Origin of the sequence: Vibrio sp. VGrn 2 (assembly GCF_009361695.1) — a bacterium.
GTDB classification, from domain to species: Bacteria; Pseudomonadota; Gammaproteobacteria; order Enterobacterales; family Vibrionaceae; genus Vibrio; species Vibrio diabolicus.
In genome coordinates, this window is record NZ_RBWD01000011.1 from 1 (window position 1) to 12,030 (window position 12,030).

The window sequence follows — 12,030 nt, forward strand, 5'->3', positions numbered from 1 at the left end:
CGCTCACAACAATTCTTGGCGTCGCGCCACTATTGATTGACCCGTTCTTCAAGAGTATGGCAGTAACGATTATGTTTGGCTTGTTGTTTGCGACGATTTTAACCTTAGTGGTGATTCCGTTGTTTTATGCTGTTCTTTTTAGGGTGAAGTTAGACTAGCTGAGCCAATTAGCATCAAGAGTTATCAGAGTTAGATTCCCCCCCAGTCAGTCTTAACTGACTGGGGGGGACATTTATCACATTGCATATCAGCACGCTTGAAAGTGCAATGTTTTTAATCGTTGCACTTGTGTCATCCTCCATTCGTTGTTTGTTGTGAATATCAATGAGATTGAGCCCTTCTTTTTTATCATTTCTTTACTTTTTACCAGCTTTAGCTCGTCGTTATAGAGCAATACACCTAATGCGCTTTTTAAAAACGTATTGAACTGTGGGGGGCAACATTAACAAAGCTTAATATAATAATTTTAATTTGTTGTGAAGGTAGAAAGTTTGAGTTAGATAGATCGAGAGATGAATGATAAATAACCATTACAATTGAAAGGATAATGTTTATGAATAAATCATCTCTATCTTTAATAGATAAACCAACTTTTTTTGGCTCATTATTTCTTCTTCTTGGGGTTGTTATCCCTTTAATCTTGTTTCCCAAACAAGGTGCGGATTGGATTGCTTCTGCAAAGTTTTTCATGACTGACAAGCTAGGAGTTCTTTATCTTGCTTTAGGTATCGCTGCAATGTGTTTTATGATCTACACAATATTCAGCGATCTTGGCCAAATTAAACTCGGTGATGCCGACGAGCAGCCAGAGTTTAGTAATGCATCATGGGCTGCTATGTTGTTTTGTGGTGGTATTGGGGCTAGTATTCTTTATTGGGGATGCATTGAGTGGGCTTATTACTACCAATCTCCACCATTCCAGTTAGAAGCGGGTAGTGAGGAAGCGATTCGGTGGGCTGCAACCTATGGTTTGTTTCACTGGGGCCCTGTGGCTTGGTCTATTTACCTAATACCTGCTTTACCAATCGCTTATTTCTTTTATGTGCGTAAGCAACCTGTTTTAAAAATCTCTAGCGCATTAATGCCTGTATTGGGTGAAAAACGCTCAAATGGTAGCCTTGGCAAGTTTATCGATGTCTTGTTTATTTTTGGCATGTTAGGGGGGGCAGCAACTACGCTTGGTTTGGCTGCACCACTGATTAATGGCGGGTTACATCATATTTTTGGTATTCCAAATAATACCTTTAGCCAGGTCGCGGTATTGCTTTTATGTACCGCTATTTTTGGCTATTCGGCATACGCAGGTCTTGAAAAGGGCATTAAGTTTCTTAGTAATATTAACTTCTGGGGGGCAATGGGCTTATTACTCTTTGTGTTAGCGGTAGGGCCAACCGTGTTCATGTTAGAAACAGGTTTAGACTCTATTGGCCGCATGTTGTCAAACTTTTTCGTCATGGCTACGTGGGCTGAGCCGTTTGGTGGGTACGGTGAGTTTACAGACACGCATTTCCCACAAGATTGGACGATTTTCTATTGGGCATGGTGGTTAGTATTTGCACCTTGTATGGGATTGTTTGTGGCACGCATATCGCGTGGCAGGACAATCAAACAGATGGTTGTAGGGTCAATATTCTACGGTTCATTAGGGTGCTTTTTATTCTTCATCGTATTAGGTAACTACGGTTTGTCCTTACAATTGACTGGTGAGCTTGACATTATTTCGATTCTGAATGAATCTGGTGCGCCTGCCGCCATATTTGCTACGCTAGATACATTACCATTGGGACCTATTGTCATTTCTGTCTTCACTTTATTGTGTATCATTTTTACTGCAACCTCATTTGATTCCATTTCGTATATTCTTGCGTCTGTGGTGCAAAACGATGTAACTGAAGAGCCAATGCGTTGGAATCGCTTGTTCTGGGCGTTTACGTTATCTTTTTTACCGACAGTCCTAATGTTTATGGGCGGATTATCGACTTTGCAAACTGCTGCAATCGTCGGAGGCTTACCATTGCTGGTCATTTCGGTTATGTTGATGGTGTCATTTGTCCGAGCTGCGAGCCTTGATATTAAACATCAAGAGGAGTACGAGGAGCCAACTATTAACATTGAAGCTCTACCTGAAATTGATCCTTGGTCTAATGAGGGAATGGCTTTAGCTAAGTTCGAGCGTTTTAAAGATTTGGCTCAGCAAGCAGCAGAAGAAGAGCGTGAGGCAATGGCTGCCTTGATGAGTATGCGCAAGAAAATTCGTGCTTTCGCGTTAGAGCATAGTGGTGAAGCTAAATTTGCAGACCACCATCTGCCAGAGGAGATGCAGATCGAGTTACAAACGTTAACTGAAGCCCTTGAATTGGCTCAACATAAAAAACAAGAATTGTCTGAGCAAGCTCAAGAGTCTCGTATGATACTTAACCGTGTTCTAATAGAAGCTAGCTCTGCTAACTTAACCGTTCAAGCATAATATGAAAAATGCCACTGCTTACGATGCAGTGGCATTTTTGTTCAATTATGTAATGGCTTGTTAGTGATCATGACAAGTATCTAGCACAAAATTATACGCCAGTTCTGCTCTGTACATCCATCTCTTACTCAAAGTTGACCCATTTACATTGTATTGATGGAGTTGAACGCAACGCAGTATAACTTGTCCCAAAATAAGACAACCAAGCCGAGTTAGACCTAGACTTGGTTGTTGTGATATTAATTTCTAGTCCTAGGGTATAAGATGATCAAACTCATGATACCGATTAATACCGCAGCAAAAACTGAAGTAAAACGCTCGAGGTCATCTGAAATCGCACTGATACTTGTTGAAGTAATCCCATAGAATACTAAAACCACATAACTGGAATACATCAGTTGAATTGAGTTATAGCTAGCTTTCTTTGTAACGGCATGAATCCCCATAAATAAAGCACTGACGACAGCAACACCCACAGTTCCTACCAGATTGACTTGCAGCAAACTCATGATTAGAGGAGGAATGGCATACAGCACGCTCGCGTATGTTGTCAGCAGCCGTCTTAAACCATAATCTTTACCAATACTAGGATCAGGATCTTTAATCATTAGCGCGACGATGATGGTAATAATCGTACTTTGCTCTAAGTCCAATTGTATCGTACATACCATCATGGTCGTGACAATGATTGCTTTGAGCAAGGTTTGCCAATCAAACAAATATTTCGTTGTTGAATTGACAGGTGGCATGCTTATCGCGAGTGGCTCACCTCGTGGAAATAGTAGGTAGGCCAAATAGGCGGTGAAGCCTGCGATAAAAATATTTTTTAGCAGAGCCATAGGGATTTGCTCAACGCTAATCCCTTTCTGCTGCGTAAAAACAGCAATCATTGCGGTTGAGACAATCAGCAATATAGCAAATACATCTTGCGGATTTTTCTTGGTACGCTCCATACACCAGTAAAAAATTCCAAACAAGAACAGATAGTATACATGTACGTAATCAATCAATAGTTCACTCATTAGTGCCTGAAACCAAGCAGTAATAAATAAAATTCCACCCATAACAAACACCATAATGATAGGCGGTGGTTCATGAGTTGTAGTGAGAAAAACCGCACACATCGCTGGAGCGAGTAAAGGCAAATCCGTCCCATATACGTATTGCCAAAACAGCAAAAGGACAGGGAATACCGCAACTCTTATAATTGGGTTCGCGGCACTATGATACATAGCTGATATAACTCCATGCCCAGATCCACAAGTCTTGTAGTCTCTCACCTAGGTAGCTTTCATCAGGGTAGAAACCCACCACAGCTCGACCACCGTATCTTAGATTAAGATCGGCAGGCAACGACGTGAACTCGATATTGACAGGGAAACGCTGCGCTTTTGAACTGCTTGTTGGTGACGCCATAAGGCCATTACTGGCATCTTGGGCAAGGCTACCATTACCGCTACTTCCCCAACCGATTGAAGAAATTTTGCCTTCATAGACTTCGCCAGGGTTTGCATCAAAAACAATTTTGACGTTATCGCCAGGCTTTAAATGAGCCAGTGAATTCTCTCTCACCATGGCCGTCAGCCATAAGTTGTTGTTATTGATAAAGGTAAGAAGTGGCTGCCCAGCAGCAGCATAATCGCCAACAGCAACATCCATATTAGTGATCACACCATTAGCAGGGGCCGTCAGTTTGGTGTGATTGAGGTTTAGTAGAGCCTGCTCTTGTCGGTTTAATACCGATTGGATTTCAGGGTTATCAATTCCTCTCGGGCCAAACTCTTGCTTCGCTTTTTCGAGTGCCGATGACGCTTGAGCCAATCCTGCTTGTGCCGTCTCTAGTTCGGCGATTATATTATCCATTACCGCTTGGCTTATGGTTCCTTTATCTGCCAGTACGCGATTACGCTCCACATTCTTCTTGGCATTGTTGACCTTAACACGAGCTGCGACTTCATTTGCTTGAGCGACACTGATTGCTGCTGAATCCGCTTCATAAGACTGAGCAGCTTGTTGCAAATCAAATTTGGCGGCCTTAACGGCTAATTCAAAAGGACGCGGATCGATCGTGACGAGTTCATCTCCTGCCTTGACAATACTATTGTTAGTAATAAGTACTTGTGAAATAGGGCCAGAGACTTCTGGGCTAATGCGGATCAATTGGCCATTTACTCTCGCTTGATCTGTCATTGGCGTCATTCTGTCCGCCCATAAGGTGTAAAGCCAAAGAGCAGCAACTAAGGCAAAAATGTAGTAAGTGAAGGAGCGAGCTTGGCTAATTTTTTTGTCGCTTTGTTCAGCACTGGTTTGGACATTGTTATCTGACATTTTCTATTCCTACTGTCGTTTACTGAGGTTGTTCCAGTAAATTTATCTTTTTATAAATGATACTTTTCTTAGTTCGTACTTCGACGGCAATGGTAATGATGAATGCAAATAGGCCAACCAGTGCAACAGCGCTTGAAGAAGAGACCATCACTTCGCCAGCGTATTTTGTCCAGATCACAGCTATAGCCACAAACCAGCCAAATAGCGCTGCTGCATGGGTGACTGCAATAGGAACAAGGTGAGACCAAAAACCACTCTGAAGTTGACTAATGTGTTGTGGGTGGGATTTGTTGAGCTGATGAATAAATAACTTGGATGTGATCAACGACAAAATGATACCTAAACCAAAAGTTAGAGATACCGCTTGTCCCCACACAGTCACTTCAGAATTCGTGATCACGTTAAGCGACATCGGTACGCTATCCATTCCCTTGAAATGGTGGTTCGCAATATAACCATTGATAACGCCGTTAATCACGCCACCAATCAATGAATCTTTCACTTTGATATCCACGTCTAGAACCTTCACTGTTGTACAATAAACAGTTATCGATTATAACGAAGTTGCTCAAATAAATGCATATAAAACATGACCGTTTTTGATACTGTTGTGACTAGAGCATACTTATGCGCCATGATAACGGTGGAAAGGAGTCAATCATGAAACTCGATAAAGCGTTGCCAGATATCAGCGAGAAGAATAACTTCATCTACTTAACGTTAGCTTTAATCATGCTGTTAATTGCCGCCGCCCTCGTTCAAGTACTACAAGACAATGTGATCGAATACGTCATACAGGGGATTATGGTAGTGATTTTTATTGCTTGCTTTGTAAGTTTGCGCTTTGATCGAAAGTGGACGCATTTTTTAAGAGGTTTAGCCGTGGTTTGGATAGCTGCTATTGCCGCGAAACATCTCTTTCATATCAAAGAGATGAGCATATTGATGCTTTCTCTGACTTTTGTCTTTTTCTATGGCACTTTCCAATCTTTAGTAAGAAAAATCTTGTTTTCAGGCCAAATAGACACTAACAAACTTATTGGTTCTGTAGCCCTATTCTTATTACTTGGTTTAATGTGGGCTGTGGCTTACCTTTTGTTACTTGAGGTAGACCCCTTGGCATTTCGCGGGTTAGAAGCAATTCCTTGGGAAGATAATTTTTCTAATAGCGCTTATTTTAGCTTCGTGACCTTAACCACTCTCGGTTATGGGGATATTAGTCCAGTGACTCCAATTGCGAAAACGTTAGTCTATTTAGAGTCGGTTGTTGGTGTTTTTTATATGGCAGTAGTGGTGTCTAGTTTAGTCAGTTCGAATTTAGGCAGAAACACGGCTAGATAAAAGATATCCCTTAAGTGGTCAAGTTATCGCTAATGATAATTTCCATATTTATATTGCTTCATAATATGATAAGGGACTGTTCCGAATCTTACTTTCTAATTAGTATTGCCGTTTGAGTTTTGGATTAGTAAACGTTATGTCAAAAAGTAATATGGTTTTTTAGTTTCTAAATGACTTCTGTCCAATTCCTTCTATCTAAAGTACTGCAGTAAGGGGAGCCTGAGTCGAGCAGGGCAAACTTTTATTAGCAAATCTTTTGACTCCGAGTTTCATCTTCTGTTCGCACTGCGAACAGTTTTCTCTGGTTACTATTTTTTGACACAAGCTTAATTAAAGCAATCGACCTCCTAAAACCGTTGCCTCCTTTTTTTTCAAAGATACTAACTCCTGCCCTCAAATGAGATAAGGAGACAGGTAATGACACGAAATCGAATAATCCCATTAAAAGAAGTATCAGAAGCCTTAGGCCGGACACCCAAAACAATTTGGCGGTGGTGGGCAAAAGAGAAAACATTTCCTAAACCGATTCTGATGAATGGACGCTGCTTAGGTTGGCGAGAATCTGAACTAGATAATTGGTTGGAGAGTAAAGGGGGGGAAAGTGATCAAGGAAAATAATAAGAATCAGTTGAACGACTCTCAACTTGATTTTCCAGACATGAAAAAAGAGGGATTGAAGAGAATTATTCTGAACACTGATGACAACTTAAGGGTACTGCTTGCCCATAAAGGATATATTCCTTACTTAAATGCGATGAACACTGAGATAGAAGTGCTTCATAACGGTAAGGTTATGGAATATGAGGTGTTAATGAGTAAGCTGATAAGCGACTGTGCAAGGTTCGATGTACCAAAAGCAGCAATTGGTGATCATCTACATGTTTTGGCAAAGGAGCGTTCATATCACCCTATTGTTTTGCATCTGGCTGACTCTGAATGGGATGGCGTCGAACGAGTGAAGAAAGTTATTGGGTGCATCCGTTCTAAGAGACCTGAAGTTACGGAGCTAATTATGCGGAGGTGGCTTGTAGGTTGTATTGCGGCGCTATACGAGCCTCGGTTTAGCAGTAAGTTAGTTCCGGTGCTTCAGAGTAAGCAGTCTTTTAGAAAAACCGCTTTCTTATCAAGAATAGGTGACATCGTACAAGGGGCATTTCTTGGAGGTCGGGCATTAGATCCCCGCTGCAAAGATAGCGTGTTACCTATTATTAAGTCATGGATTGTTGAACTCGGTGAACTGGAGTCTTCAACAAAGCACAGTCAAGGTCAACTGAAAGCATTTATATCCCAAGAGGCAGACACAATCAGGTTGCCCTATGCGCGTACCGACCTTAAAAAACCGAGGCAAACGCTTTTGATAGCGACGGTAAACGGCCAAGACTTCTTAAAGGACAGAACGGGTAATACTCGGTTTGGTGTGATTGAACTAAATGAACCCATTGATATGACTACTGTGAATCGGATTCTCGGGTGGCAATACAACGGAACTGGCAGCCTTCGCCAAGAAGAGCCCGAGTCATTGCGGCAGTTTTGGTTGGAGGTCAAGCACATGTATGAAGCTGGTGAGCCTTGGGTACTGTCAATGGACGAGCAGGCTCTGGTTGATACGGTATCTGATAAATATTTGGATAAAGGGCGTTGGTATAAAATGCTTCAGGAGCGAATATCAATGGTGGCTGATGATAATCGAAGCCAGACTGAATGGCTTGCACCAGGCCAAATTAGCCAGATCTTAGGCATACCATGTAACTATGTTGCTCATGTCGGCAGAGCTCTACAGCGATTAGCTGATGAGGGGAAAATTGAAACTCGTTACAAAGATGGCTACAGGCTGTATTTGTTTCCAAGCAGCTATCGTCCACATTTCTGAGATTGTATGTTTATAACTTTACTTCACTTACCTCACTTAAAGTGGAGTAAGTGAAGTAAATTGAGAAAAACCAAGTTTATGTCGTTCGCACTGCGAACATCTGATCAATTCAATCAATCGACCTCTTAAAACCGTTACGCCTCTTTTTATCAAAGATACTGGTTCAGTCATCAAATGAGAAAAGGAGGATGCTCATGGCAAGAGATCGAATTATGTCCCTTAAAGAAGTTTCAGATTCACTGGGCCGCAGTCCAAGGACTATTTGGCGTTGGTGGGCGAAAGACAAGTGTTTTCCTAAGCCAATACAGATAAATGGGCGTTGTTTAGGCTGGCGTGAGCGAGACTTTGTTGATTGGCTAGTAGAGCAAGAACAGGCTTTTAAAGATTAAATTTATGTACGCGAGGCTATAGGCCTCGCTTTTTATTCGCACTGCGAACGTTAATTCCACTTGTTGGGATAAATGCAGTAATCGTTAGCTTAAAAAAAATATTTAACTTTATCGGCTTTAACATTCTTTCTGACATTGAGGGGCTGTTCGCTTCTCATTCATCAAGAAGGAAGGAAATATGAATAGTACTAAGCGTAATGGGAGCAAGCAGTTTGATTCTGCATCAGTTAAATATTGCAACCAAACAAGTATCTCTATGTCTTGTCATGTTGACATGAGAAACGTGTTGTTTGGTTATTATGAGGAGTACTTATCTCCCATGACTCCGTTAAATCATGATAATGCACTATGTTCTGTGATAGAAGACATTGATTGTGTAATAGTTGATTACGGTAAGGATACAAAGCAGTTTTTGAACCTTAGCACCGCTTTAGATTGGGCTAAGTCAGTTATGGGGGTTAAAGTATTTAGATATGTGGATCTTTCATTGTTTGGTGGGCCTGGATTCTATCTAGATGATTACATGGATGCCTTAAGAGATAATGCTGATAACTTAATCGATTTTTTTGTTGATAGCTTTAATCGTTATGGTTGGAGCATATCCCCATTTCAACTTGCCCATGATGTAGAGATTACGTCTGAATTTAGTAAACCGGAGCTCGTTGAGGCGGTATTTAACTTTGCTAGGAATATCCATTGTTTTAGTGCAGTAGGGCCAGAGCGCTCACCTTGGTTTATGAGCCAACCTACAAATGAAGGCTGTTACTACGTTTGCAGATTTAATGGGAAAGTTGAGCTTGTTGACCTTAAACTGGTTCATAGTGTAGATGGAAGAAGCAGTAAATTGATGATCTTTGGCTTAAACCAAGAGCCAGTGCCTTTAGATGAAGCGGGAGCTGGCGATTGGTTATGGTCTTTCTCTTATCATCAAACAAATACATTTGACTGAAGCCTATAATTAGAATGAAGTGACTTAATGTACAGTAAACGTTGAGTCACTTTTAACCAGCTACCAATCTGAATTATCTCTATGGCGTTTTTCTGTAATCCTATTCCTCAACTTACCCTCTAAATCCCGCTCGAATTCACACCCGATGTCATCAAAGTAGGTGTTGTCTGAAATACCATCATCATAGCTAATATGTTCGCGATCGATGTTTGAGCTTTTACTTGAAGCTTCCAAAACACAAACAATAACTTTAAGCAATGAAATGAAAATGCTCCCAAAGATTGAGATGAGCGTAGGGCTTTTTTTATATTCCATATTCAATCTGCCAGATTTATGCATTTGTCACGTAATAGGTTACGCTTTCTACTTAAGATTAGCAGAGGAGTGAAATGTTCGCAGTGCGAACAAAACAACGTAAAGGTGTATGTATGGTGCAGATGGACGAATTTATTTGGAAGCGCTACATGGAAGATATAGAAGGTATGTTTAGAGATGCTATTACAAGTTTGGATTTACAGCATCGCGCCGTCATGGCTAAAGCAATTACGGCCATGTTAATCCAAGAGCCACCATTTAAGCTTACAGATGAAAATATAATCAATTACTTGAAATCTCCAGATGACATCAAACGTCAGATATTCGTTCAGTATGGTTACTTTGATCCACGCCTTGAATCGTCTTTGCAAGAAGCTGTCCTATGTATTGATGGTATCAAAGAACCACTGCTCAACAGCATAAAGAACGCACGTTGAAGCCCTCCTGTCACTAGCTGTGAAATAGTTAGTGACAGGAGGTATACCGCGAGCGCATCACCTTATTTTTTCTATATTCTCGTTATTTCTTTTAAGCGGGGTCACTTGGTGACAGCCAAGTGACGGCTTGGTAGCCTCATCACGTAAATAAAAAAGTAGCCGTCGCTATAAAGACTCTTCATAAATCATAAATGTTCAATAGGAGAAAGAAACGTAACCAGCATTGTGACGTCATAATGCTCTTCTCGTAGATGCTCACGCTTCTTCAAGTAGATCATGTACGACATTCGTAACTATCGATACACAAACCATCACTCTTGCCCTAATCGCCTCTGAGGCATTCATCTTACTAACCATAAGTTTGAATTGGGCTTATCACTAACCATCAGGTTCACGTGGTTTGATTACGTTTTCTCCATCATTTTTCAAGTAGATAGAGCCATATGAGCTATATGGCTCTTATTTGTTTAGGAGTAAGAGTCATGAGCAAACCAAACTTACGACACGGCCTAGTTTTGTTAATGAAGCGCAACATTGATGGGAGTTATGCATCTCAAGCTGCACGTAAAAACATCCTCATCCAAATCGAAAAACAATTAAAGAGAGGAGGGTACAGGCACTTAACTCCACATACACTTAAGTTAAAGCACGTAAAATTTTTGGTTGAGCATTGGCAAAGTCAAGGCTTAAGCGTTGGAACTATAAAAAACCGAATGGCACATATTCGTTGGGTATTCGAAAAGACTGGACGTGAGCATTTGTTACCCAAGTCCAATGAAGAGTTGGGGATAGGAAAGAGAGTTTTCAGTGACAATAGTACCAACAAGGCGAAAGAGCTTGATGAAGTAAAGTTTAACGCAATCTCAGACCCATATATAAAAATAGCGTTAGAGCTACAATCTGCATTCGGTCTGAGGCGGGAAGAAGCTTTGAAGTTTAACCCCAGTATAGCGATTAAAGCAGATAGAATTCATTTAATGGGTTCTTGGACTAAAGGTGGCAAGGCGCGAGAGGTACCAATCAGAAACGAATATCAAAAGCAGGTATTAGAACGAGCTATAGCTATTGCCCCAAGAGGCTCTCTGATTCCCGCAGGCAAAAAGTACATTCAACAGCTAAAGCACTACGAAAATACTTGTAGGAAGGTTGGGTTATGCAAGAACCATGGTCTACGCCATCAATATGCTCAACAGCGATACATAGAACTGACAGGAATGAATGCACCTAAAGCGGGTGGTTTAACTAGCAGAGAATTGAGTAGAGAACAAAAAAGTGCAGATAAAGAAGCTCGCCTTATTATTAGTAGAGAATTAGGGCATGAGCGAGAAGAGATTACAGTTATCTATCTTGGCCGGTAAGCACATTATCAAGTTTTGTATTTTTAGGTTAAAATACAACCACAAGAACACTAGGGCGGGTTTCAATATGTTAGTACAACTTTTGGATGTAACGGGTATGACTTTAGCTCAACTTTTATTTTTAGCTCTAGTTACCGTTGGTACAATCGGTTTGCCTTTGTTAGCTATTTGGTATGATCGTAAACACGGAATTGAGTAAAATAGGCAGATAATAAAAAAGCGCCCCCTTTCACATAAGGGGGCGCTTTTTTATTATCTTATCGAATTTTCTGTTCTGCTCGTGATGGAAAAATGTTGGCAAGCTCAGCAAAGCGTCCAAAATTGTGAGCTAAGCAACTTCCTAACTACACCCACAACTACACCCAAAATCACTAGGTACAAAAAAAGCGTAGCAGGTACTAACCTGCTACGCCTTCTAGAATATGGTGGCCCCTCCCAGACTTGAACTGGGGACCAATCGATTATGAGTCGACTGCTCTAACCACTGAGCTAAGGGGCCTTAATAGGACAACGATTATAGGGGAAGCGTTGCAAGGTGTCTAGATACCAACTAGGGCAATTGCGCTTAGTTTTTAT

13 protein-coding genes and 1 tRNA gene are annotated in these 12,030 nt (G+C 41.1%); 9 read left to right on the forward strand and 5 right to left on the reverse strand.

The annotated features are described in order from the left end of the window. The first annotated feature begins 553 nt into the window (after positions 1-553). A complete protein-coding gene (locus tag D8S93_RS17050) occupies positions 554-2,467 on the forward strand; it encodes a BCCT family transporter (protein ID WP_152814438.1) in 1,914 nt (637 codons plus the stop codon). A gap of 239 nt (positions 2,468-2,706) precedes the next feature. Here D8S93_RS17050 and D8S93_RS17055 read toward each other — a convergent pair whose 3' ends face one another. From D8S93_RS17055 to D8S93_RS17065, 3 genes are read right to left on the reverse strand one after another with little or no spacing between them, the layout of a single operon-like run. Beyond that, positions 2,707-3,699, reverse strand: a complete 993-nt coding sequence (locus D8S93_RS17055) for a DUF2955 domain-containing protein (RefSeq protein WP_152814440.1) — start codon at positions 3,697-3,699, stop codon at positions 2,707-2,709. Beyond that, positions 3,689-4,795: an HlyD family secretion protein gene (locus D8S93_RS17060; protein ID WP_152814442.1), complete on the reverse strand. Its 1,107-nt coding sequence runs from the start codon at positions 4,793-4,795 to the stop codon at positions 3,689-3,691. Before D8S93_RS17060 ends, D8S93_RS17055 begins: the two co-directional genes overlap by 11 nt. Before the next feature lie 19 nt (positions 4,796-4,814). Then, the gene (locus tag D8S93_RS17065; protein ID WP_319803032.1) at positions 4,815-5,309 is read right to left on the reverse strand and encodes a permease; all 495 of its coding nucleotides are present in this window, start codon (positions 5,307-5,309) and stop codon (positions 4,815-4,817) included. A 146-nt stretch (positions 5,310-5,455) separates the two neighbouring features. On the opposite strand from D8S93_RS17065, the gene D8S93_RS17070 reads away from it, so the two are divergent. From D8S93_RS17070 to D8S93_RS17090, 5 genes are all read left to right on the forward strand, one after another. Continuing rightward, positions 5,456-6,136 carry a potassium channel family protein gene (locus D8S93_RS17070; RefSeq protein ID WP_193621635.1) on the forward strand — a complete coding sequence of 227 codons (681 nt, stop codon included), beginning with the start codon at positions 5,456-5,458 and terminating at the stop codon, positions 6,134-6,136. Between the two features lie 417 nt (positions 6,137-6,553). Then, positions 6,554-6,754: a helix-turn-helix transcriptional regulator gene (locus D8S93_RS17075; protein ID WP_031814339.1), complete on the forward strand. Its 201-nt coding sequence runs from the start codon at positions 6,554-6,556 to the stop codon at positions 6,752-6,754. Further along, entirely contained in the window at positions 6,738-8,006 is a 1,269-nt protein-coding gene (locus D8S93_RS17080; RefSeq protein ID WP_152814446.1) for a VapE domain-containing protein, read from the forward strand. Before D8S93_RS17075 ends, D8S93_RS17080 begins: the two co-directional genes overlap by 17 nt. 188 nt (positions 8,007-8,194) lie before the next feature. After that, entirely contained in the window at positions 8,195-8,395 is a 201-nt protein-coding gene (locus tag D8S93_RS17085) for a helix-turn-helix transcriptional regulator (protein ID WP_324186314.1), read from the forward strand. A 178-nt stretch (positions 8,396-8,573) separates the two neighbouring features. Then, positions 8,574-9,344: a hypothetical protein gene (locus D8S93_RS17090; RefSeq protein WP_152814448.1), complete on the forward strand. Its 771-nt coding sequence runs from the start codon at positions 8,574-8,576 to the stop codon at positions 9,342-9,344. 60 nt (positions 9,345-9,404) lie between these two features. Here D8S93_RS17090 and D8S93_RS24850 read toward each other — a convergent pair whose 3' ends face one another. After that, positions 9,405-9,659 carry a hypothetical protein gene (locus D8S93_RS24850; protein ID WP_029839156.1) on the reverse strand — a complete coding sequence of 85 codons (255 nt, stop codon included), beginning with the start codon at positions 9,657-9,659 and terminating at the stop codon, positions 9,405-9,407. A 113-nt stretch (positions 9,660-9,772) separates the two neighbouring features. Here D8S93_RS24850 and D8S93_RS17095 point away from each other — a divergent pair, with 113 nt between their 5' ends. From D8S93_RS17095 to D8S93_RS25295, 3 genes are all read left to right on the forward strand, one after another. Then, a complete protein-coding gene (locus tag D8S93_RS17095; protein WP_152560902.1) occupies positions 9,773-10,096 on the forward strand; it encodes a hypothetical protein in 324 nt (107 codons plus the stop codon). Between the two features lie 482 nt (positions 10,097-10,578). Further along, positions 10,579-11,454: a phage integrase N-terminal domain-containing protein gene (locus tag D8S93_RS17100; protein WP_033906066.1), complete on the forward strand. Its 876-nt coding sequence runs from the start codon at positions 10,579-10,581 to the stop codon at positions 11,452-11,454. 67 nt (positions 11,455-11,521) lie between these two features. Further along, positions 11,522-11,653, forward strand: coding sequence for a hypothetical protein (locus D8S93_RS25295; protein WP_017634400.1), 132 nt, complete (start codon positions 11,522-11,524; stop codon positions 11,651-11,653). Between the two features lie 224 nt (positions 11,654-11,877). On the opposite strand, the gene D8S93_RS17105 is transcribed toward D8S93_RS25295, so the two are convergent. After that, positions 11,878-11,953 (reverse strand) — tRNA-Ile (locus D8S93_RS17105). Positions 11,954-12,030: the final 77 nt, after the last annotated feature.